This window comes from Pseudomonas sp. CFBP2511 (assembly GCF_030209255.1).
Taxonomy (GTDB): domain Bacteria; phylum Pseudomonadota; class Gammaproteobacteria; order Pseudomonadales; family Pseudomonadaceae; genus Aquipseudomonas; species Aquipseudomonas avellanae.
In genome coordinates, this window is record NZ_JARVSI010000028.1 from 99,530 (window position 1) to 121,075 (window position 21,546).

At 58.8% G+C, this 21,546-nt stretch carries 20 protein-coding genes and 1 tRNA gene; 14 read left to right on the forward strand and 7 right to left on the reverse strand.

What is annotated here, in order from left to right; translation table 11 throughout:
* Positions 1–29: 29 nt before the first annotated feature.
* Both sthA and QRN38_RS23175 read right to left on the reverse strand, forming a co-directional pair.
* The gene (gene sthA / locus QRN38_RS23170; protein WP_005771330.1) at positions 30–1,424 is read right to left on the reverse strand and encodes a Si-specific NAD(P)(+) transhydrogenase; all 1,395 of its coding nucleotides are present in this window, start codon (positions 1,422–1,424) and stop codon (positions 30–32) included.
* Between the two features lie 142 nt (positions 1,425–1,566).
* Positions 1,567–2,550, reverse strand: a complete 984-nt coding sequence (locus tag QRN38_RS23175) for an FAD:protein FMN transferase (RefSeq protein WP_005771329.1) — start codon at positions 2,548–2,550, stop codon at positions 1,567–1,569.
* A 435-nt stretch (positions 2,551–2,985) separates the two neighbouring features.
* Here QRN38_RS23175 and QRN38_RS23180 point away from each other — a divergent pair, with 435 nt between their 5' ends.
* Entirely contained in the window at positions 2,986–4,284 is a 1,299-nt protein-coding gene (locus tag QRN38_RS23180) for an MFS transporter (protein ID WP_007244216.1), read from the forward strand.
* A 78-nt stretch (positions 4,285–4,362) separates the two neighbouring features.
* Here QRN38_RS23180 and QRN38_RS23185 read toward each other — a convergent pair whose 3' ends face one another.
* Together QRN38_RS23185 and QRN38_RS23190 are read right to left on the reverse strand one after the other, a co-directional pair.
* Positions 4,363–5,625 carry an MFS transporter gene (locus QRN38_RS23185; RefSeq protein ID WP_044390127.1) on the reverse strand — a complete coding sequence of 421 codons (1,263 nt, stop codon included), beginning with the start codon at positions 5,623–5,625 and terminating at the stop codon, positions 4,363–4,365.
* Positions 5,626–5,784: 159 nt separating this feature from the next.
* A complete protein-coding gene (locus QRN38_RS23190; RefSeq protein WP_007244218.1) occupies positions 5,785–7,248 on the reverse strand; it encodes a glyceraldehyde-3-phosphate dehydrogenase in 1,464 nt (487 codons plus the stop codon).
* Between the two features lie 189 nt (positions 7,249–7,437).
* Here QRN38_RS23190 and mfd point away from each other — a divergent pair, with 189 nt between their 5' ends.
* The 3 genes from mfd (at position 7,438) to QRN38_RS23205 (ending at position 14,257) form a co-directional block, all read left to right on the forward strand.
* The gene (gene mfd, locus QRN38_RS23195; protein WP_011103850.1) at positions 7,438–10,890 is read left to right on the forward strand and encodes a transcription-repair coupling factor; all 3,453 of its coding nucleotides are present in this window, start codon (positions 7,438–7,440) and stop codon (positions 10,888–10,890) included.
* A gap of 11 nt (positions 10,891–10,901) precedes the next feature.
* Positions 10,902–11,426 (forward strand): CsiV family protein, encoded by a 525-nt coding sequence (locus QRN38_RS23200; protein ID WP_044390124.1) that lies wholly within the window; start codon positions 10,902–10,904, stop codon positions 11,424–11,426.
* A gap of 74 nt (positions 11,427–11,500) precedes the next feature.
* The gene (locus QRN38_RS23205; RefSeq protein ID WP_007244220.1) at positions 11,501–14,257 is read left to right on the forward strand and encodes a DEAD/DEAH box helicase; all 2,757 of its coding nucleotides are present in this window, start codon (positions 11,501–11,503) and stop codon (positions 14,255–14,257) included.
* A gap of 7 nt (positions 14,258–14,264) precedes the next feature.
* Here the strand turns inward: QRN38_RS23205 and QRN38_RS23210 are convergent, their stop codons facing one another.
* Entirely contained in the window at positions 14,265–14,831 is a 567-nt protein-coding gene (locus QRN38_RS23210; protein ID WP_057418473.1) for a cysteine hydrolase family protein, read from the reverse strand.
* A gap of 111 nt (positions 14,832–14,942) precedes the next feature.
* On the opposite strand from QRN38_RS23210, the gene QRN38_RS23215 reads away from it, so the two are divergent.
* The 7 genes from QRN38_RS23215 (at position 14,943) to QRN38_RS23245 (ending at position 19,044) form a co-directional block, all read left to right on the forward strand.
* Positions 14,943–15,692, forward strand: coding sequence for a 3-oxoacyl-ACP reductase family protein (locus tag QRN38_RS23215; RefSeq protein WP_057415646.1), 750 nt, complete (start codon positions 14,943–14,945; stop codon positions 15,690–15,692).
* Between the two features lie 177 nt (positions 15,693–15,869).
* Positions 15,870–15,959 (forward strand) — tRNA-Ser (locus QRN38_RS23220).
* A gap of 338 nt (positions 15,960–16,297) precedes the next feature.
* Positions 16,298–16,591, forward strand: coding sequence for a hypothetical protein (locus QRN38_RS23225; RefSeq protein WP_057415647.1), 294 nt, complete (start codon positions 16,298–16,300; stop codon positions 16,589–16,591).
* 64 nt (positions 16,592–16,655) lie between these two features.
* Entirely contained in the window at positions 16,656–17,234 is a 579-nt protein-coding gene (locus QRN38_RS23230) for a hypothetical protein (protein ID WP_057418472.1), read from the forward strand.
* A 120-nt stretch (positions 17,235–17,354) separates the two neighbouring features.
* Positions 17,355–17,858, forward strand: coding sequence for a cupin domain-containing protein (locus QRN38_RS23235; protein ID WP_005766833.1), 504 nt, complete (start codon positions 17,355–17,357; stop codon positions 17,856–17,858).
* Between the two features lie 219 nt (positions 17,859–18,077).
* The gene (locus tag QRN38_RS23240) at positions 18,078–18,608 is read left to right on the forward strand and encodes a hypothetical protein (protein WP_057418471.1); all 531 of its coding nucleotides are present in this window, start codon (positions 18,078–18,080) and stop codon (positions 18,606–18,608) included.
* Positions 18,609–18,675: 67 nt separating this feature from the next.
* Positions 18,676–19,044: a c-type cytochrome gene (locus QRN38_RS23245; RefSeq protein WP_057418470.1), complete on the forward strand. Its 369-nt coding sequence runs from the start codon at positions 18,676–18,678 to the stop codon at positions 19,042–19,044.
* A 51-nt stretch (positions 19,045–19,095) separates the two neighbouring features.
* Here QRN38_RS23245 and QRN38_RS23250 read toward each other — a convergent pair whose 3' ends face one another.
* Entirely contained in the window at positions 19,096–19,281 is a 186-nt protein-coding gene (locus QRN38_RS23250) for a DUF6021 family protein (protein WP_005766839.1), read from the reverse strand.
* A 150-nt stretch (positions 19,282–19,431) separates the two neighbouring features.
* On the opposite strand from QRN38_RS23250, the gene QRN38_RS23255 reads away from it, so the two are divergent.
* Positions 19,432–19,851, forward strand: coding sequence for a DUF4124 domain-containing protein (locus QRN38_RS23255; protein WP_024667446.1), 420 nt, complete (start codon positions 19,432–19,434; stop codon positions 19,849–19,851).
* Position 19,852: 1 nt separating this feature from the next.
* Here the strand turns inward: QRN38_RS23255 and QRN38_RS23260 are convergent, their stop codons facing one another.
* Entirely contained in the window at positions 19,853–20,182 is a 330-nt protein-coding gene (locus tag QRN38_RS23260) for an EthD family reductase (RefSeq protein WP_007244311.1), read from the reverse strand.
* A gap of 165 nt (positions 20,183–20,347) precedes the next feature.
* Here QRN38_RS23260 and QRN38_RS23265 point away from each other — a divergent pair, with 165 nt between their 5' ends.
* Positions 20,348–20,641, forward strand: coding sequence for a DUF6388 family protein (locus QRN38_RS23265; RefSeq protein ID WP_005738377.1), 294 nt, complete (start codon positions 20,348–20,350; stop codon positions 20,639–20,641).
* A gap of 125 nt (positions 20,642–20,766) precedes the next feature.
* Positions 20,767–21,456 (forward strand): crotonase/enoyl-CoA hydratase family protein, encoded by a 690-nt coding sequence (locus tag QRN38_RS23270; RefSeq protein ID WP_005738376.1) that lies wholly within the window; start codon positions 20,767–20,769, stop codon positions 21,454–21,456.
* Positions 21,457–21,546: the final 90 nt, after the last annotated feature.

The following is a 21,546-nucleotide window of genomic DNA, read 5'->3' on the forward strand; positions in this document are numbered from 1 at the left end:
GGCCGGCTCAGGCCGCCGGCCGGAGTTGCTCAAAAAAGCCGGTTGAGGCCGTCGTAGGCCGCAACCCGGTAGGCTTCGGCCATGGTCGGGTAGTTGAACGTGGTGTTGACGAAATACTTGATCGTGTTGGCTTCGCCCGGCTGGCTCATGATCGCCTGGCCGATGTGCACGATCTCGGACGCCTGGTCACCGAAGCAATGCACGCCGAGCACTTCCAGCGTCTCGCGGTGGAACAGAATCTTCAGCATGCCGACCCGTTCACCGGAGATCTGCGCACGGGCCATGCCCTTGAAGAACGCCTTGCCGACTTCGTAGGGCACCTTGGCCTGAGTCAGTTCGTGCTCGTTCTTGCCGATCGAACTGATCTCGGGGATGGTATAGATCCCGGTCGGCACGTCGTTGACATAGCGCCAGCTGCCGTTGTCGACCATGCTGCCAGCCGCTGAACGACCCTGATCGTAAGCAGCGCTGGCCAGGCTAGGCCAGCCGATCACATCACCTGCGCCATAGACGTTGGAAACACTGGTGCGGTAAGCCTCGTCCACTTCGATCTGACCGCGGCCGTTGGCCTTGAGACCGATGTTTTCCAGCCCCAGCTTATCGGTATTGCCGGTACGACCGTTGCACCACAGCAAGGCGTCCGCCTTGATCTTCTTGCCGGACTTGAGATGCAGAACCACACCATTGTCCAGGCCTTCGACCCGCTCGTATTCCTCGTTGTGACGAACCATCACGTTGTTGTTGCTGAAGTGATAGCTCAACGCCTGGGAGATTTCCGAATCGAGGAAGCTCAGCAGTTGATCGCGGTTATCCACCAGCTCGACCAGAACACCCAGACCGCTGAAGATCGAGGCGTATTCGCAGCCGATCACGCCCGCGCCATAGATGATCAGTTTGCGTGGGGTGTGGCCGAGGCTGAGGATGGTGTCGCTGTCGTAGATACGCTTGTGGCTGAAATCGATATCGGCCGGGCGATAAGGGCGTGAGCCGGTGGCGATGATGATCTGGTTGGCGACCAGTTTTTCCACCACACCGTTGGCACAGACCACATTGACGCTGGTCTCGTCGGCAAAGCTGCCGGTGCCGAAGAAAACATCAACGCGGTTGCGGGCGTAGTAGCTGGTGCGCGAGGCCACCTGCTTGGAGATGACCATCTCCGCGTTCTTCAACACATCCGGAAACGAAAACCAGCGCGGCTCGCCGATGGCCCGGAACATGGGATTGGTGTTGAACTGGATAATCTGTTTGACCGAGTGACGCAGGGCCTTGGACGGAATGGTGCCCAAATGGGTGCAGTTGCCGCCCACTTCCCGACGGCTGTCGACCATGGCGACTTTGCGCCCCGCCTTGGCGGCGTTCATTGCCGCGCCTTCTCCGGCAGGGCCGGAACCCAGTACTACCACGTCGTAGTTGTAGACAGCCATGCGTACTCCTTTAAACAGACCGAGGCGCCACTCTGGCATCTCTGGCTAAATCACGCGGCGCAGTCTAGCGCCGCACCGAGGCGGCGAACATTAACCCTTGGTCGCGTCGAAGGCCAATTTTTGTCTGTATGCAGCGCAAGACTTACTGCGACGACCTCACAGCCAGGCGATCAAACGACGCGTTGCTGCGAATGATAAAGCGCTTATCGGCACGAATCACAAAAAAAGCAGGGATTTTGTGTTCTTGCGCATAATTCCAGCCCCGCTCCGGGCCGAGAATCAACAGCAGCGAAGAGAGACCGTCAGCCATCAGCGCCGAGGGATGAAGCACTGTCACCGAGGCCAGACCATGATTGACCGGACTGCCGGTCAACGCGTCGAGCGTGTCGGAAATATGCCGCCCGTTGCCGCCCCTGTAACGACGATAATCGCCCGAGGTCGACATGGCATGGCCAGTGAGCGGGAACAATTTTGGTGCGTCGTACCCGTCATCGCTCGGTGCATCAAGGTTTACACGCCAGGGCGAGCCATCGGGTTTGAGCCCGCTGACTTTCAGTTCGCCAGTGGCCTGGACCATGTAGTCGTGCACGCCAAGCGCGTCCATCCGCTCAGTGATACGGTCTACTGCGTAACCGGCGGCGATGCTGTTGAGGTCCACTTGCACGGCAGCGTTCTTGCACAACTGCTGCCCGACGATGCGCAGGTTGCGATAACCCACCAGCGTACGGGTCCGGGCCAGCTGCCGCACCAGCGGCATCTGTTCAAACAGCGCATGAGCGCCCAGCCCCCACAAGTCCATCAGCGGCTTGACGGTCAGGTCGAAAGCACCGTCGCTTTCACGGGACAGCTGCTCGCCAACGCGGATAAGGTGCAAAACCGACGTGGACATGATCTGGCAGCTGTTGGCTGGCAGCGCATTGAAACGCTCAATGTCCGAGTCACTGCGCCACAGCGACATCTGTTGATCGACGTCAGCCAGAATGGCTTCGACCTCCGGGCGCATTACCACCGGGTCAGGCTGCCCGGCACCGCGGACATACACCACTGAATAGTGACTGCCCATGGTTGGCCCGCCAAAGCTCTCCAGCTTGCGCTCCTGGCCACAGCCACCACACAGCAGCAACACAAGGCACGCTGCAATCCTGTAAAACCCTCGCAAATCCATGCCCCACATTATCAAAAACACCCAAAGTGGCTCGCCGTCAGTGGCAGATGAAACAGAAAACTGTCCGTGAAGACTTGCTGGAAATGCACAGCACCGACCCGACACAAGGCCGGGCTGAACACTGAGTGGTCAATGACCTGCGCAGGGTTCCCACACGGCCTGTTTGTCTGCCTGCGTGCACCCGAAAAGTAATGGCTCGACGTATTGGACATTCTCAAAAATCAAAACCTGTCAAGCGTCTGTTAAGTGATAGCAAATCGCCGAAACGGTTGTTTTTGAGCCCTGTAACACATACTGTTACAAATGTGCATCGCCAGTCGCACACACGTAATGGCGATGCAAACGGGATAACAACGACAACGGACTCCAAGCCGATGAGCCTGAGCGAGTAACTAAATGGCCTCCACAACAAGCACAAGCAAGGGCAAAGCGATCTTTCGCGTTGTCAGCGGTAACTTCCTCGAGATGTTCGACTTCATGGTCTATGGCTTTTACGCCACGGCCATTGCCAAGACCTTCTTCCCGTCCGACAGCGCATTCGCATCGTTGATGCTGTCGCTGGCGACGTTCGGCGCAGGCTTTTTGATGCGTCCGCTGGGTGCGATATTTCTCGGTGCCTACATCGACCGTCACGGACGCCGCAAGGGGCTGATTATCACCCTTGCCATGATGGCAATGGGCACTCTGTTGATCGCCTGCGTGCCGGGTTACGCCACTCTGGGCGTGATTGCACCGCTGCTGGTGCTGCTCGGCCGACTGCTGCAAGGCTTTTCGGCGGGTGTGGAACTGGGTGGTGTTTCGGTCTATCTGGCCGAAATATCGACACCGGGCCGTAAAGGCTTTTTTGTAAGCTGGCAGTCCGCCAGCCAGCAAGCCGCCGTGGTATTCGCCGGTTTACTGGGCGTTGGTCTGAACCATTGGCTGAGCCCCGAGCAGATGGGCGAATGGGGCTGGCGCGTGCCGTTTCTGATCGGCTGCCTGATCGTGCCGGCGATCTTCATCATCCGCCGCTCGCTGGAGGAGTCCCCGGAGTTCGAAGCCCGTACGCATCGCCCCACCTTGCGTGAAGTGGTGCGCTCCATCGGCCAGAACTTCGGCCTGGTGATCGGCGGCATGGCGCTGGTGGTCATGACCACCGTGACGTTCTACCTGATCACGGCGTACACCCCGACCTTCGGCAAGAACGAGCTGAACCTGACCGACCTTGAAAGCCTGCTGGTCACGGTCTGCGTCGGCGTGTCCAACTTCATCTGGCTACCGATCATGGGGTCGTTCTCGGACCGTATCGGCCGCAAACCACTGCTGATTGCAGCAACCGTGCTGGCCATCGCCACCGCCTACCCTGCCCTGTCGTGGCTGGTAGCGCACCCAAGCTTCGGCAACCTGCTGATGGTCGAGTTGTGGCTGTCGTTCCTGTATGGCTCCTACAACGGGGCGATGGTCGTGGCGCTGACCGAGATCATGCCGGTCGACGTTCGCACCACCGGCTTCTCGCTGGCTTACAGCCTGGCAACGGCGACCTTCGGTGGCTTTACGCCTGCGGCCTGCACCTACCTGATCCACGAACTGGGCAACAAGGCAGCCCCAGGCATCTGGCTGACCGGCGCCGCCGTGCTGGGTCTGGTTGCGACGCTGGTGCTGTTCCGCAAGGGCGGGCAAAAGCTTGAGGCCCCCGGAGCCGCTGCCAACGCTTGATTCAGGGCGGCATCGGTAATCTGTTACAGGTGAACGAAAACCCCGGAACGAGTTGAACTCGGCCGGGGTTTTGCTTTTTCAGACAGCGCGTTTCCAGGGGCGGAAGCTGAGCCAGAGCAACACGCCGGGCAATTGCAACGCCACCATCAGGCCCAGCGACCACTGATAGGCCTCAAGCGGATGACCGGCACCCTGCGCCGCTGGCCACAGATTGAGCACCACACCCATCAGCCACTGAAGAAAAAACGCCAGTACGAACACCACCAGATTGAACGACGAACTGACCCTGCCCGCCAGTTCTGGCGACACCGATTGCGCCACGATGGCGTAGTTCATGGTCGTCGAGGTGCCGAAGAAGCTGAAGCCCATGGCAATCAGATAAGGCGATACCGGCAAGCCGCTGGCCATCAACACCTGGAAGCCGATGAAAATGACCATCCCGGTGCCACAGATCATGATCGGCTGTACGCCGAACCTGCGCAGGTAATCGGTGATCGCGCCGAACGTCAGAGACCCCGCCACCATCGCGATGGCCCCGAACAACAGCACACTGGCCATAGCGGAATCACTCAAACCCGCCATGTCGCGCAACCACGGCCCCATCCACAATGACAGCACCGACATGTAGATGGCGTGTGCGAACACCGAGTACAACGCCAGACGCCAGAACGTCCACGACGAGTACAGTTTGCCGACCGCAGCAAACATATCGCTGTATCGAGTATTTCTGCTCTCGTAGGCTTTGGGAACGCTGAAATGTATGACCACAACCACACAAAAGGTCAGCAGCGCCAGAACCAGAAACGCTTCTCGCCAGGTCAACCAGCTCAGCAACGCATGCAATGGTGTGGTCGACGCCATCGCGCCCAGCCCGCCAATCGACAGCAGGCACGCGGTGCTCAGCGGCAAACGCTCGACCGGCAACCAGATGGCACACGCCTTGATCGCACTCATCAGTGAACCCGCCACCCCCAGGCCGATCAGGCCACGTCCGATCAACAGCCCGGTCTCGGTACTGGAGACACTGAAAATGACCGAACCGGCAACCGCGAACAGCAGCATCGGCGCCTGCACGCTGCGCGGGCCATAACGGTCGAGCATCACGCCAAGCGGAATCTGCGCTGCGGCGAAGGTCAGAAAGTACACGCCGGTCAGCAAACCCAGACTGCTGGCGGGCAAGCTCAGGTCGGTTTGCAGATCGACGTAGATCACCGCATTGACGGTACGAAACAGGTAGGAAACGAAATGCCCCAGGCCAAAGGGAATGAAAATTGTCAGAAACAGCAGCAAGAAGCTGCTCTTGAGCTTTTGCTGCGAAGCGTCCATGGCAGAACCGCTCATCCTTTCTCCACCTCATTATCCATAAGGGCCACAAGAAACATCGCCTTACAGATTCTCATGGCACGCCACAAAACAAAACGGGCCGAACCCTGTTTGCACAGGATTCCGCCCGTTTTTTATCGCTGCCCGGTCACACCGGGCAACTCATACGCTTGATGCTTACTGCGGGAACGCTGGCGGATTGACGTCTGCCATGTCTTCCATCACGCGAACAACCTGGTGGCTGTAACCGAATTCGTTGTCGTACCAGACGTACAGCACAACGCGGTTATCGTTGACGATGGTGGCTTCGGCATCCACCACACCGGCGTGACGCGAGCCGACGAAGTCGGTGGACACCACTTCCTGCGAGTTCACGAAGTCGATCTGCTTGTGCAGGTCCGAGTGCAGCGCCATGTAGCGCAGGTACTCGTTCATTTCTTCACGGGTGGTCGGCTTCTCGAGGTTGAGATTGAGAATGGCCATGGACACGTTCGGCGTCGGAACGCGGATTGCGTTGCCGGTCAGCTTGCCGGCCAGCTCAGGCAATGCCTTGGCAGCTGCGGTCGCTGCACCGGTCTCGGTGATGACCATGTTCAGCGCGGCGCTGCGGCCACGGCGATCGCCCTTGTGGAAGTTGTCGATCAGGTTCTGGTCGTTGGTGTACGAGTGAACCGTTTCAACGTGACCGTTGGTGATGCCGAACTTGTCGTTGACCGCCTTGAGCACCGGCACGATGGCGTTGGTGGTGCAGGATGCCGCCGAAACGATCTTGTCGTCGGCGGTGATTTCACCGTGGTTGATGCCGTGCACGATGTTCTTCAGCTTGCCTTTGCCCGGCGCTGTCAAGACCACGCGGTCGATGCCAGGGCACGCCAGATGCTGGCCCAGGCCTTCGGCATCACGCCATACACCGGTGTTGTCTACCAGTAGCGCATCTTTGATACCGTACTGGGTGTAATCCACCTCGGTCGGGTTCTTGGCGTAGATCACCTGAATCAGGTTGCCGTTGGCGGTGATGGTGCTGTTGGCTTCGTCGATGGTGATGGTGCCATCGAACGGGCCGTGCACCGAGTCACGACGCAGCAGGCTGGCACGCTTGACCAGGTCGTTTTCCGCACCTTTGCGGACCACGATGGCGCGCAGACGCAGGCCCTCGCCACCCCCGGTCTTCTCGATCAGGATCCGCGCCAGCAGGCGACCGATACGACCGAAACCATACAGCACAACATCAGTACCCTTGCGGCGGCTGGTGCTCTGCTGACCCACTACACTGGCAAGTTCTTCGCGCACGAACTGCTCAGGCGTGCGGCCATTGCCTTCGGTCTTGAACTTCACGGCCAGCTTGCCCAGGTCCACCGAAGCGGCACCCAGTTTGAGCTCGCTCATCGCTTTGATAAGCGGGAACGTTTCATGTACGGACAACTCAACCGCATCGGACTGACGATGACGCGCAAAGCGGTGGGCTTTGAGAATCGCGATGACTGAACGGTTGATCAGGCTGCGGCCATAGATCGAACTCACCACATTATTATTGCGGTAGAGCTGACCGATGAGAGGGATCATCGCTTCGGCGAGTGCTTCACGATCAATCCATTCACCAAGACACTGGTCGGGCTTCTGAGTCACGGGAACCTTCCACATGTAGGGGCTGAAAAAAGGGGCTACATTATGACCGCGCCAGTGTTTATGAGCAATGCGCGGCTGTCAGTTCATCCGGCACTACATAATTTTTGCCCGTAAATACGTGGTAACACTGCGGAAAACTGACAGCCACCACCTTCCCCCGTTACAATCGCCGCCCCTGTCGCAACGCCTGGAGCCTGACCTTCCGTGCCAGTTCTGCGTCTACCGCTTCTTTCTGCCGCTGCAGGCAAACAACACTGGGGCAATCTTCCCGGTGCTGCACTGAGCCTGGCCATTGCCGAGGCCGCCAGCGCGGCCAAGCGCTTCACCCTGCTTTTGACCGCCGACAGCCAGAGCGCCGAGCGGCTTGAGCAAGAGCTGAAGTTTTTTGCGCCCACGCTGCCGGTTCTGCACTTCCCGGACTGGGAAACCCTGCCCTACGATCTGTTTTCACCGCACCAGGACATCATTTCCCAGCGCATCGCCAGCCTTTATCGCCTGCCGGAGCTGGAGCATGGCGTTTTGGTAGTACCGATCACCACCGCCCTACACAGACTCGCGCCGACCAAATTTCTGCTCGGCAGCAGCCTGGTGCTGGACGTCGGCCAGAAGCTCGACGTGAACGCCATGCGCACACGTCTGGAAGCCAGCGGTTATCGTTATGTGGATACGGTTTACGAGCACGGCGAGTTCACCGTACGTGGTGCGCTGATCGACCTGTTCCCGATGGGCAGCAAGCTGCCGTTTCGCATCGATCTGTTCGACGATGAAATCGAAACCCTGCGCACCTTCGACCCGGACACCCAGCGCTCCATCGACAAGGTCGAGTCGGTACGCCTGCTGCCGGCCCGTGAATTCCCGTTACAGAAAGAAGAAGTCACCCGCTTCAAGGCCCGCTTCCGCGAACGCTTCGACGTGGACTTCCGGCGCAGCCCGATCTTCCAGGACTTGAGCAGCGGCATCACGCCAGCCGGTATCGAGTACTACATTCCGCTGTTCTTCGAAGAAACCTCGACCCTGTTCGATTACCTGCCGCAGGACACTCAGGTGTTTTCCTTGCCGGGCATCGAGCAGGCCGCCGAAAATTTCTGGAACGACGTGCGCAACCGCTACGAAGAACGCCGCGTCGATCCAGCCCGGCCGCTGCTCCCCCCGGCCGAGCTGTTCCTGCCGGTGGAAGACTGCTTTGCGCGCCTGAAAAACTGGCCGCGCGTAGTGGCCAGCCAGCAGGATGTCGACGCCGGAGCCGGGCGCGAGCGCTTCCCGGCCCAGGCCCTGCCGGACCTTTCGATTGAAGCCAAGGCCACTCAGCCGTTGGCTGCGCTGGCAAAGTTTCTGGATGATTTTCCCGGTCGCGTGCTGTTCACTGCCGAGTCCGCAGGACGCCGGGAAGTGCTGCTGGAACTGCTCGAACGTCTGAAACTGCGACCGAAAACCGTCGACGGCTGGCTGGACTTCGTCGAGGGCGAGGATCGCCTGGCAATCACCATTGCGCCGCTGGACGAAGGCCTGCTGCTGGACCAGCCGGCACTGGCACTGGTCGCGGAAAGCCCGCTGTTCGGCCAGCGCGTCATGCAGCGCCGCCGTCGCGAAAAACGCACCGATGGCGGTAATAACGACGCCGTCATCAAGAACCTGACCGAACTGCGCGAAGGCGCGCCGGTGGTGCACATCGATCACGGTGTCGGACGCTACCTGGGCCTGGCCACGCTTGAGGTCGAAAATCAGGTCGCCGAATTCCTGATGCTGGCCTACGCCGAGGACGCCAAGCTGTACGTTCCGGTCGCCAACCTGCACCTGATCGCCCGCTACACCGGCAGCGACGACGAAATGGCGCCGCTGCATCGCCTGGGCTCGGAAACCTGGCAGAAGGCCAAACGCAAGGCCGCCGAACAGGTTCGCGACGTGGCAGCCGAACTGCTCGACATCTACGCTCGCCGTGCAGCCCGCGAAGGCTATGCGTTTGCCGACCCGAAAGCCGATTACGCCACGTTCAGCGCAGGCTTTCCATTTGAGGAAACCCCGGATCAGCAGACCACCATCGAAGCCGTGCGCGCCGACATGCTCGCGCCCCGGCCGATGGACCGCCTGGTGTGCGGTGACGTGGGTTTCGGCAAGACCGAAGTGGCCATGCGCGCTGCATTCATTGCCGTGCACGGCGGGCGTCAGGTGGCGATTCTGGTGCCGACCACCCTGCTCGCCCAGCAGCACTACAACAGCTTCCGCGACCGCTTTGCCGACTGGCCGGTGACGGTCGAAGTCATGAGCCGCTTCAAGTCGGCCAAGGAAGTCAGCGCAGCCGTCGCCAATCTGGCCGAAGGCAAGATCGACATCGTCATCGGCACGCACAAGCTGCTGCAGGATGACGTGAAGATCAAAAACCTCGGCCTGGTGATCATCGACGAAGAACACCGTTTCGGTGTTCGCCAGAAAGAACAGCTCAAGGCGTTGCGCAGCGAGGTCGACATTCTGACCCTGACGGCAACGCCGATCCCGCGCACCCTGAACATGGCCGTGTCGGGCATGCGTGATCTGTCGATCATCGCCACGCCACCGGCGCGCAGGCTGTCGGTGCGCACCTTCGTCATGGAGCAGAACAAGCCGACGATCAAAGAAGCCCTGTTGCGCGAGTTGCTGCGCGGCGGGCAGGTCTACTACCTGCACAACGACGTCAAGACCATCGAAAAATGCGCGGCGGACCTGGCCGAACTGGTGCCGGAAGCCCGCATCGGCATTGGCCACGGCCAGATGCGTGAACGCGACCTCGAGCAGGTGATGAGCGATTTCTACCACAAACGCTTCAACGTACTGATCGCCTCGACCATCATCGAGACCGGCATCGACGTGCCGAGCGCCAACACCATCATCATCGAGCGTGCCGACAAGTTCGGCCTGGCGCAATTGCACCAACTGCGCGGGCGCGTCGGGCGCAGTCACCACCAGGCTTATGCCTACCTGCTGACACCGCCACGCAAACAGATTACCTCCGACGCCGAAAAGCGTCTGGAGGCGATTGCCAACACTCAGGACCTCGGCGCGGGCTTCGTGCTCGCCACCAACGACCTGGAAATACGCGGTGCTGGCGAACTGCTCGGCGACGGCCAGAGCGGCCAGATCCAGGCCGTGGGCTTCACGCTGTACATGGAAATGCTCGAGCGCGCGGTCAAGTCGATCCGCAAGGGCGAACAGCCCAACCTTGATCAACCCCTGGGCGGCGGACCGGAAATCAACCTGCGCGTACCGGCGCTGATCCCGGAAGCTTATCTGCCGGATGTGCACACGCGACTGATTCTCTACAAGCGCATTGCCAACGCCGCTGACGAGGACGCCTTGAAAGACCTGCAAGTCGAGATGATCGACCGTTTCGGTTTGCTGCCGGAGCCGACCAAGAATCTGGTGCGCATTACCCTGCTCAAGCTGCAAGCCGAGCAACTGGGTATCAAGAAAGTCGACGGCGGGCCGCAGGGTGGGCGTATCGAGTTCGCGACCGAAACTCCGGTCGATCCGTTGACCCTGATCAAACTGATCCAGAGCCAGCCCAACCGCTACAAGTTCGAAGGTGCCACGCTGTTCAAATTCATGGTGCCCATGGAGCGCCCTGAAGAGCGCTTCAACACGATCGAAGCGCTGTTTGAGCGCCTGACCCCGAAAACTGCCTGAAGGATTCACGCATGCGTCTGTTTCGTTCATTGATCCTGCTGCTGACGCTGGTCGCGCCGACCGCGTTCGCCGACGGCTCGTATCAGGTCGAAATACTGCTGTTTCGTCAGAACGGCGAGCCTGCCTCGACTCGCCAGCTTGCCCCGGAAAACTGGGACAAGGGTGCGCAGCGGATCGATTCGAGCAGTGAGCGCAGCCCTGCACTGAATGATCTGGCGAACAAACTGCAAGGCAGTGGCAACTATCAGGTGCTCATGCAGCGCGCATGGCAACAGACCATCAGCACCGAGCCAGGCAAAATGGCGATCAGCAGCGGCGAAGAGAAGCTTGGGCATTTCCCCATCGAGGGCACCGTGAGTCTGGCGATGGCACGTTTTACCGATATTGATGCACAATTCTGGGTCAACCAGCTGGACCCACATGGCGTGGTCATCAGCAGTGAACGATTGAAGCAGACCGCCAGAGTAAAAAACGGCGAACTGACCTATCTGGACAATGGCAACCTCGCGTTGCTGATCAAAGTTTCTCCTCTTTGATCTTTACGTACGCAAGGGGCGCTACAGCGCTCCCTTTCTTTTGAGCATCGCTGCGGCGTAGGGCCTTTTAAAACTTGTCGTCCATTCTCGAAAAAGTCCTGGCTTCGGCCTGGACAGACTTATTCAACGATCGAACGCTTGAGCGGGGGCGCGACTACGCCCGGCAAAAACGCATCGTGCTGGAAGACTCCAGCCCGCAGATCATCCGCACCGCGTGCAGGGGCTCGGGCCTTGAAATCTATACCCAGACTCTGCTGTTCAAGGACCCGGATCGCTACAAGAATTACCTGACCTGCAAATGCACCTGCCCGGTACGCAACGATTGCAAGCACTGCGTGGCCGCGCTGCTGTTTCTCAAGGACCCGCAAAACCGGCCACTGCTGCAAGCCGCGCTGAGTTCGCACCAGCGGGAAACAGAGCAGCACGTCGAGCAGCAGATCGCGCAAAAACCCCGGCTGCCGGAACGCCTGATCGATGATCTGCAACCGCGCCCCAGGCTGATTCTGGCCAGTATCGAGTTCAGCGCCTACGAGCCACGTAACGGGCGCATGCAGCGGCATATTCAACATCGCGCCGCGCTCGCCTTCGCCTACGGCAAGCATTACGCCGTTGGCACCACCAACGTGAGCATTCTGGTCAGTTCGCTGGGCAGTGATCTGGTCAACCAGAAAAGCGATATCATCGAACACACCGAAACCGAGACGCTGCGCATACGTCGTCAGGGCGAAAAAGAGCGGCAGCTGCGTCAGGAGCTGGCCGACCTGGGTTTCAAGGTCGCCACCCGGCAGAGCAAGGCGTTGCCTGACAGCGCGGGCGACATGTACGAGCTGCCCAACGACAAGGCCTGGCTGCATTTCGTGCTTGATGACCTGCCACGGTTGCGCGAACAGGGTTGGGAAATCGAGATTCAGGAAGAATTCGGCTTTGACGTCACACCGGTCGATGACTGGTATGCAGTCATCGACGAAGAGACCGAACGCGACTGGTTCGACCTGGAGCTGGGCATCATCGTCAACGGTGAACGCCTGAGCCTGCTGCCGATCCTGATCAACCTGATCCGCAGCCACCCCGAACTGATGAGCCCGTCGGCGGTGGCCAAGCGCGGCGACGAAGAACAACTGCTGGTGCAGCTCAACCACTTTACCCAGAGCGGTGGCAGCCCGGTGCAGATTGCCCTGCCGTACGGTCGGCTCAAGCCGGTACTGGCGACATTGGGTGACTTCTACTGGCGGCAGGACGGCAACAACGCGCTGCGCATGAGCAAGGCCGATGCGGCGCGCCTGACCCAGCTCGAAGACCTGCCGCTGACCTGGCAGGGCGGCGACCGTCTGCGCCATTTCGCAGAGCGCCTGATCAACATCAAGGACGCGCCGGTCAACCTGCCCGACGGCCTGAATGCCACACTGCGTCCGTATCAGCTGGAAGGCCTGAGCTGGATGCAGTCATTGCGCGAGCTGGAAGTCGGCGGCGTGCTGGCCGATGACATGGGCCTGGGCAAGACCCTGCAGACCCTGGCTCACCTGCTGATGGAAAAACAGGCCGGACGCCTTGACCGCCCTGCGCTGGCCGTCATGCCGACCAGCCTGATTCCCAACTGGCTGGATGAAGCCGAGCACTTCACCCCGGACCTCAAGGTGCTGGCGCTGTATGGCGCCAATCGCCATCAGGACGCGGGCAATCTACAGGATTACGATCTGATCCTGACCACTTACGCACTGCTGCCCCGGGACATGGAGATGCTCGAAAAGCAGCCGCTGCATGTGCTGATTCTCGATGAAGCGCAGTACATCAAGAACCCCAACAGCAAGGCCGCGCAGGCCGCGCGCAACCTCACTGCCCGTCAGCGCCTGTGCCTGAGCGGTACGCCGCTGGAAAACCACTTGGGCGAGCTGTGGTCGCTGTTCCACTTCCTGATGCCCGGCTGGCTGGGCAACAGCAAGGAATTCAACAGCAACTACCGCACGGCCATTGAAAAGCACGGCAATCAGGACCGCCTGCATCACCTCAATGCGCGCATCAAGCCGTTCCTGCTGCGCCGTACCAAGGAACAGGTCGCCACCGAACTGCCGCCCAAGACCGAGATCATTCACTGGGTCGACCTCAACGACGCCCAGCGCGATGTGTACGAAACCGTGCGCCTGGCGATGGACAAGAAAGTCAGAGACGAGATCACCCGCAAGGGCGTGGCGCGCAGCCAGATCATTATTCTCGAGGCGCTGCTCAAGCTGCGTCAGGTGTGCTGCGACCTGCGGCTGGTCAACCACGACATGCCGGTCAACAGCAAACAAGGCACGTCAGGCAAGCTCAACAGCCTGATGGAAATGTTCGAAGAACTGCTGGCCGAGGGTCGCAAGATCCTGCTGTTCTCGCAGTTCACCTCGATGCTGAGCCTGATCGAAGAAGAATTGAAACAGCGCGGCATTGCCTACGCACTGCTGACCGGCTCGACCCGCGACCGACGCACGCCGATTCACGACTTCCAGAGCGGCAAGCTGCCGATCTTCCTGATCAGCCTGAAAGCCGGCGGCACCGGCCTCAACCTGACCGCCGCCGACACCGTGATCCACTACGATCCATGGTGGAACCCGGCAGCGGAAAACCAGGCGACCGACCGCGCTTACCGCATCGGCCAGGACAAGCCGGTGTTTGTCTACAAGATGATCGCGCGCGGCACCGTGGAAGAGAAAATCCAGCGCCTGCAGCGGGAAAAGTCAGCGCTGGCAGCCGGCGTGCTGGATGGCCGTACCACCGGCGACTGGAAGCTGCGCGATGAAGACCTGCAGGCGCTGTTCGCGCCGTTGCCTGCCGCGCCAAAGAAGACCCGCAAGTGATCTGAGTTTATTGGGCGGCAGCGTGCTGGAGAACCTGCGCGGTGGACAGGACCGTGGCGTATTCGCCGTGCAGATTGGCCAGCGACATCGCATGCACGTCTTCGGCACTACGCGGCGTGCCGAAGAAATCCTTCTGGTCGAAGGTAAAACAGGCGTCATGCGCCACCACCACCTCAAAGCCGAGATTGCCGCCGCTGCGCGCGGTGGACTCGATTGAGTTGTTGGTCACCACCCCGACAATCACTATCTGCCTGATCCCGTCAGACCGCAGCCACATTTCCAGAAATGACCCGCAAAACGCGTCAGGCACCTGTTTGCTCAGCTCCCGTTCATCGGCGTGCGGCACGAACGCAGGTTGATACTCGACACCCGACTGCTCGGGCCAGAACACCGATTGGGGCGCGGTCGAGAAATGCCGGACGTGAATCACCGGACGCCCGGACTGCCGCCAGGCGCTCAGCAGCGCGCCTATATTCGCCTCGGCCTGCGGGTTGTTACGCCGGCCCAGTTTGGGGTGATTGATGCCCTGCTGCATGTCGATCAGGATCAACGCGCTGTTGTCATGAATATCCATAATGAATCAGTCCGAACGTTTGGTTCAGGAAGACTATCGCAATCAGGGTCTATTCTGGTCGCAATCGTCGACGGCTTCTGGCTGTCCGAGACCTGCCCAACGGAGAACATCATGATCGAACACCTCAAACTCGCCGGCAAAGTCGCTTTGGTGCAAGGCGGCTCGCGCGGCATTGGTGCCGCCATCGTCAACCGCCTGGCCAAGGAAGGCGCGGCCGTCGCGTTCACCTACATCAACTCTGAAGTCAACGCACTGGAGATTCAGGACAGCATCAATGCCAATGGCGGACGGGCACTGGCCATTCGCGCAGACAGCGCCGATGAGAAAGCCATCCGCCAGGCCGTGCAGACCACCGCCGAAACCCTGGGCAGGCTGGACATCCTGGTCAACAACGCCGGCGTGCTGGCCATCGCACCGCTCAACGAGTTCAGCATGCAGGACTTCGACAAAACCCTGGCCATCAACGTGCGCAGCGTGTTCATCGCCAGCCAGGAAGCCGCCCGGCATATGGAAGAAGGCGGTCGCATCATCAACATCGGCAGCACCAACGCCGAGCGCATGCCGTTTGCGGGTGGCGCGACTTACGCCATGAGCAAGTCGGCACTGATTGGCCTCACCAAAGGCATGGCCCGCGACCTCGGCCCACAGGGCATAACCGTCAACAACGTCCAGCCCGGCCCGGTCGACACCGACATGAACCCGGCACAGGGCGAATTCGCCGAAAGCCTGAAAGCGCTGATGGCCATCCCCCGCTACGGCAAAAGCGAAGAAATCGCCAGCTTCGTCGCCTACCTCGCAGGCCCGGAAGCTGGCTACATCACCGGCGCCAGCCTGACCATCGACGGCGGCTTCAGCGCCTGAACCACCTATGGCAAGCGGCCCTGCACACAAGGGCCGCATCGCCTGCCAGGGCTTTTTGCTGGCGAATAAGCATTTATTTGCTTAACCACATGAAAAATCTGAAAAAAAGTTTTGCGTTAGGAAAAGCTTTCGACTACATTAGCGCGCCTCGACAGACACAACGTGTCGTCGAGATACGGTGAGGTGTCCGAGTGGCTTAAGGAGCACGCCTGGAAAGTGTGTATACAAGAAATTGTATCGAGGGTTCGAATCCCTCCTTCACCGCCATATTTGAAACACGCCAAACCCCTGAATTCATTGAAGAATTTCAGGGGTTTTGTGGTTTATGGGGTTTGAAAAAGTGGGCTATGGGACCGATATGGGACAGCGCTACCATTTCTGTCCCACCCTCTCCAAAAAAATCGCAGTCAAAGCGACTTCTCTACGACCTACATGCCAGGCTGCCTACGCCGACCCAGCGCAGGATCAGCAACATCGCGTCGAAAAGTGGCCCCTTCATAAACCATGGAGTTTGGCCATAATCATTCCCCGGAAGGTCACGACGGTCGTAGGGCAGAGATACCCCCGCGCTGTAATGGAATTAAAGGATTCAAAAGGATTTATGTATGCCTGTGGATGAACGGATGCTCGATGCAGATGCGCCCAAACTGTTTTTTGATGACGTGATCCGGTTTTTGAAAGGGGTCAAGGCAATGAGTGCGTGCACATCGTGCAGCGCGCAGTCCTGGGAAATACCTGTCGGCTCGTTCGAGCACTCAGAGGTCGTGCTGACCCAATCGGGGATGACACAGGAATCCGTCATGCTTATGTGCAACAACTGCGGCATGCAGCGTGCTCATTCGGCCAGGTTCATAGGCAACTGGCTACTGAAAGACACAGAGACGTCTGCCGATGAGTGAGTGCTGTCTCATATTCACAAGAAACCATCTGCCCTCGCCACGGCTGTCGATTACAAGAGCTGACATGAAGACCCCGAAGGGAGATACTCCAGTCATGACCGAGATCACGCGCAATGAGATGAGGGATACGCTCTCTGCCATCGAGAACAGGATGGACAAGCGTATTGATCGAATGGAGCAAGCCGAGCTTCAAAGGCGCGAGTGGGCGGCGCGCGAGCATGAAGCCTACCGCCGTGAGCAAGAAGCGCGCGACAGGCTCTACTCGGAGCGTTTTGAAGCGACAAACCGTCGTTTAGAGGATCGGGAAAGCGTGATGGATGCGAAGCTCGATGCTTTCAATGCTTCCATAAAGCAGGTGAGCAGCACCATCGCTGGCTTTTCAACAACTCTGCCCGAGCTTCTCAAGGAAGTGAAAAGCTCTAACCGAAACACCGTTCTGGCGATTCTCGCGATAGGGGTTGCAACCGTTTTAGGCCTCTGGGGTGCGAACTCCACGATTATTGGCAGCGCCGGTTCAATCTTTCAATCCGGGTACGAACAAGCGGCTAATGCACAAGACGTGAAAAGCCTCATTGAGGAGGTAAAGGCTGGATCTGATGAGACCAAAGCCTTGCTTGAGGCAATCAGGGCACAACGGTCGTAGTCGCCGCCACATCCAGACGGTATAGGCCTACCGACGGTGTGCCGAGTATTCGGGAAAAGCGCCCCTGCCTTCACTGGTCTAAAGTACCCTCTCCTGAACTCTTCCAGAGCCTTGACCCTCATGAATGACCGCGCACGTGAACTGGCGTCTCGTCTGATCCGCAATTTCAATGAAGCGTCACTCGAACATGAAGTTCGTGAGCCGCTGTATGAAAGCGCAGCAGCGCGCCTCGGCACTGGGACGGTGGCACACAAGCTTGGGGCTTCTGTCGATGTCGTCGCGCCCGGCAAGCGCTCGTGCCCTTATCATTTCCATCACGCTCAGGAAGAAATGTTCGTGATCATCGAGGGTGAAGGCAGTTTGCGTGTTGCCGGCGAGATGTTGCCGATCAAGACGGGCGACGTCCTGTTTATTCCAGCGGGCCCCGAATACCCTCATCAGATCATCAATACATCACAGGCACCGCTCAAGTACCTGTCGATCAGCACGCGGGAGACGCCCGAGGTGTGTGAATACCCTGACTCGGGCAAGTATCAGGCGATGGTTTCAGCCAACGGGGCACGTGTGTTCACCGCCAACCAGCGGACCACTGAAAACGTCGATTACTGGGACGGCGAACCCTGATTTCAATTGTTTGAAAATTGTATCCGGCAGTTCACGCTTTTTTCACGTTCGCGGGTTTATTGTTAACTCAATTCCCAGCAAGACCTTAAGCCCGCTACCCCCCATCGCGGGCTTTTCTTTGTCTGCGATTTGAGTGCAAGACCGTCTCTTGGCCGCGCGGGAACATCACGCAGCAAACGCTTTCCAAGCCCTATCCCTCCAGATGAAACCCTTGCGAACATGAAAAACACCCTGAAAAAACTGGTCATCAGCGTTGCGTGCCTGACCGGGGCTCCGGTTTATGCGGCTTGCCCGATGACGCCCATTACGTATGACATGCCGACGCAACGCCTGGATGAAGCCTTGCAACAACTGGCCCACCGATCCGGTTGCCCGGTGACGGTTGACCTGGGCGCTGACAGCAGCAAAAAGGTCAAGAAATTCAAGGGCACGTTCACGCCGGACAGAGCGCTGTGGCTGGTACTGAAGAAAACCGGGCTGGAAGGTTATGTTGAAAACGACGGGCTCACCATTGATCGCCGGGGCCAGGATTTTGTCCACACGCGGGCAGCAGAGATTCGCAAGTCGCTTGATGATGCAGGGACAAAGGTCAACGCCGGAAAGAAGAAGCGCTTCCTCCACGAACTGACCAGTATCGAAACCGGCGCAAAAAAGCTGGTTCTGGAGCAGAGCTTTGTCAGCGCGGCCGAGATGGCGAGTTACAAGCGTGACTTCGATGAGTTGTCGAGCCAGATACCTGCCAGCAAGTGAGTGCCGGAAAATTGCGCTAACATTCGCAGCTTTTGAAGAAGCTGCCCCGGCGCGCTGTGGAATATCGATGAAAAGAACTGCGTTATTGGTACTGGCACTGGTGCTGCATCCGATGGCCCAAGGTGCAGGCGATGCAGAGGCCGGGAAGGCAGTGTTCACCCGCCTCTGCTCAGGTTGCCACAAGATCGGCCCTTCTGCGCGCAGCGCATTTGGCCCACCGCTTAACGGCATCATTGGTCGGAAGGCAGGTCAGCAGGAAGGTTACGTGTACACCGATGCGATGAAAAACTCGGGGCTGATCTGGACGCGCGAAGAATTGCGCAGGTACATCAAGGACCCAAGCGAAGTTGTGCCCGGTACACGCATGAAACTGTGGTGGATGGGCAACGATGAAAGAATGGAGGACCTGCTCGAATACCTGGATGCCAACAAATAAGACAGGCCGATAATAAACCGCCCTCGGTGTTCGCCGAGGGCAATCGGTCAGTTATTTGTCGGGCGTGTACGGCGGGTAGTCATCCTTGCTGCCCTTTTCAGTGGCAGGCGTTTTTGCAGGCTCGGTCGGGTCGATCTGCGGGTCTTGGGTCTTCGGTGACTCCTCGTCGAAGCCCGGATCATTTTTGCCTTGATTGCTCTTGTCTTGGTTGTTGCTGCCTGGCGTTGTGCCGGTCATGTGTACCTCCACTGTAGAATTCAGAACCTGATATTCAGAGAACCGACACGCGCAGCCGTGCGATACGTCTGACGAATGGTCCCTCGCCGCGAGATGATCTGGCGGCATTTACAGGCAACTGGTAGCCTTGCGCCATACAGGGAGAGAACCATGAAAAGGCTTTCAATGACACTTGCAGTGGCAGCGTTGCTGAGTGCAAACACGGCGCACAGCGAGATATTCAAATGCACGTCAGCGCAGGGAAAGGTGAGCTACGCGTCAATCCCCTGTGAAGGCGACGCTCAGAGCACCCCGCAGCGGCAAGGCCCGCCGAACATGCGGCGCGACGACGAACCGCTGGATTACGTCCACAAAACCAATCTCAAAGCCACTGAATATCTTAAGGTCAGCGGCCGCACGCACGTGACGGTATACGAGACGGAGCGCTACAAGGCGTTTCAGCGAAACCGCCCGCCACCGCCAAGCGTGCGCTCGCAGTGTCAAAGCCCGCTGTACAACAGCCAGTGTTTTGATCCGTCGGGTGGTATGTCTTCAAAGAAACAAGCGGCCTGGCAGGATACTGCTCGATAACTTACGACGCGGTTTTCACATCAGCACGTACTTCACTGATCTGTATCTCCGGAATCAGATCGGTGTAGTTGATGATGTCCGCATTGATCTGCTTTGAGTGCGGCCCCATACCGGCTTCAAAGTCTGCAATGGAGTCGCAGTAAATGTGGCACATACCGATGTAGCGAGGGTCAGAGCCAGGCGTTGCGCCGCCGATGCCCCTGTCGACGCTGTAGCCCTTGCAGTAGCTGCCCATCAGTTCCTGCACCAGCGGCAGGTGTTTGTCGCGATAGTAGTCGTGATCAAAACGGGCACCCTCTTCGTACGCATACAGCACACTGACTTTGATCATATCGATAGACTCCTGAATGAATGGTCAATAAAAATTCCTCCGGACACTCTAGCGATTATTGCGAGCAGGTGCTGACATCAATGGCCCGCTCCCTCACAATCACGCCGTCTCGCCAGGCTGCTTTGATCCGCGGCATGGCCCTGAAATCCGTTTGAGGAACCCGGCATGAATACACTTGAGTGGAACGAGGCTGCGCTGGCGAAATACCTCGCGACCCATCCGACCCTGAAAGATGAAATCAGCGAGCTGAGCCCCAAAGAGCAAAAGCAGCAACTGCAGTGGGCCTTCGAGGACGAGGCCGAAGGTCAAGGTATCGAGCCTTGGGAGCTGGCGCTGGAGTTAATTGCCGAGTCGCCAGAGCAACTGAAAAGCATGCGCCTGGAAGCCCATGCGCAGGTAGCAGAAGCGCTGGGTATGGAATGGGAAGAATATTGCGCGTTCAATGACATCCAGCCATGAACGTGGCGGCTGTCGCGGTCGAATCGGTCATTTGACAGCAAGCTGTTGCGTGACTACTCAGTCAGCGCTTTACCTGCTCTGTGCGGGTGAGTAACGTCTGCTCACTTCAATAAAGGAATCACGTCATGAGTGATCTGGTCTCGTACCATCTGGACGACGGCGTCGCTACGCTGACCTTGAACAACGGCAAGGTCAATGCCATTTCCCCGGACGTGATCATTGCGTTCAATGCCGCACTGGATCAGGCCGAAAAGGATCGCGCCATCGTGATCGTGACGGGGCAGCCCGGCATTCTCTCGGGCGGTTACGACCTCAAGGTCATGACCTCGAGTGCCGAAGCGGCCATTAATCTGGTTGCTCAGGGCTCTACCCTGGCGCGGCGCATGCTGTCGCACCCCTTCCCGATCATCGTCGCCTGCCCAGGCCATGCCGTCGCCAAGGGCGCTTTTTTGCTGCTGTCAGCCGATTATCGAATCGGCGTCGCAGGCCCGTTCAGCATAGGGCTCAACGAAGTTCAGATCGGCATGACCATGCACCACGCCGGTATCGAACTGGCCCGCGACCGGCTGCGTAAATCCGCATTCAACCGCTCGGTGATCAATGCCGAAATGTTCGACCCCGAGGGCGCGATGGCAGCGGGTTTTCTGGACAAGGTGGTCAGCGTCGAAGAGCTGCAGGGTGCCGCGCTTGCCGTCGCGGCACAATTGAAGAAAATCAACATGAACGCGCACAAGAAAACCAAGCTCAAGGTCAGAAAAGGTTTGCTCGACACCCTCGATGCAGCCATTGAGCAAGACCGCCAACACATGCTTTGATACCCGCCGCAGGCCCGCCGGTGCGGGCTTTTGTTTATCGGCGAACTCATCCGCATTTGATCGATCTGATCAGCTACCGCGCATGATTTT

What these genes read in the sequence shown, in the direction of transcription:
- sthA (WP_005771330.1), bottom strand. Translation starts at nt 1,424, where the DNA reads ATGGCTGTCTACAACTACGACGTGGTAGTACTGGGTTCCGGCCCTGCC.
- QRN38_RS23180 (WP_007244216.1), top strand. Translation starts at nt 2,986, where the DNA reads ATGGCCTCCACAACAAGCACAAGCAAGGGCAAAGCGATCTTTCGCGTT.
- QRN38_RS23185 (WP_044390127.1), bottom strand. Translation starts at nt 5,625, where the DNA reads ATGAGCGGTTCTGCCATGGACGCTTCGCAGCAAAAGCTCAAGAGCAGC.
- QRN38_RS23190 (WP_007244218.1), bottom strand. Translation starts at nt 7,248, where the DNA reads ATGTGGAAGGTTCCCGTGACTCAGAAGCCCGACCAGTGTCTTGGTGAA.
- QRN38_RS23200 (WP_044390124.1), top strand. Translation starts at nt 10,902, where the DNA reads ATGCGTCTGTTTCGTTCATTGATCCTGCTGCTGACGCTGGTCGCGCCG.
- QRN38_RS23210 (WP_057418473.1), bottom strand. Translation starts at nt 14,831, where the DNA reads ATGGATATTCATGACAACAGCGCGTTGATCCTGATCGACATGCAGCAG.
- QRN38_RS23215 (WP_057415646.1), top strand. Translation starts at nt 14,943, where the DNA reads ATGATCGAACACCTCAAACTCGCCGGCAAAGTCGCTTTGGTGCAAGGC.
- QRN38_RS23225 (WP_057415647.1), top strand. Translation starts at nt 16,298, where the DNA reads ATGCCTGTGGATGAACGGATGCTCGATGCAGATGCGCCCAAACTGTTT.
- QRN38_RS23230 (WP_057418472.1), top strand. Translation starts at nt 16,656, where the DNA reads ATGAAGACCCCGAAGGGAGATACTCCAGTCATGACCGAGATCACGCGC.
- QRN38_RS23235 (WP_005766833.1), top strand. Translation starts at nt 17,355, where the DNA reads ATGAATGACCGCGCACGTGAACTGGCGTCTCGTCTGATCCGCAATTTC.
- QRN38_RS23240 (WP_057418471.1), top strand. Translation starts at nt 18,078, where the DNA reads ATGAAAAACACCCTGAAAAAACTGGTCATCAGCGTTGCGTGCCTGACC.
- QRN38_RS23245 (WP_057418470.1), top strand. Translation starts at nt 18,676, where the DNA reads ATGAAAAGAACTGCGTTATTGGTACTGGCACTGGTGCTGCATCCGATG.
- QRN38_RS23250 (WP_005766839.1), bottom strand. Translation starts at nt 19,281, where the DNA reads ATGACCGGCACAACGCCAGGCAGCAACAACCAAGACAAGAGCAATCAA.
- QRN38_RS23255 (WP_024667446.1), top strand. Translation starts at nt 19,432, where the DNA reads ATGAAAAGGCTTTCAATGACACTTGCAGTGGCAGCGTTGCTGAGTGCA.
- QRN38_RS23260 (WP_007244311.1), bottom strand. Translation starts at nt 20,182, where the DNA reads ATGATCAAAGTCAGTGTGCTGTATGCGTACGAAGAGGGTGCCCGTTTT.
- QRN38_RS23265 (WP_005738377.1), top strand. Translation starts at nt 20,348, where the DNA reads ATGAATACACTTGAGTGGAACGAGGCTGCGCTGGCGAAATACCTCGCG.
- QRN38_RS23270 (WP_005738376.1), top strand. Translation starts at nt 20,767, where the DNA reads ATGAGTGATCTGGTCTCGTACCATCTGGACGACGGCGTCGCTACGCTG.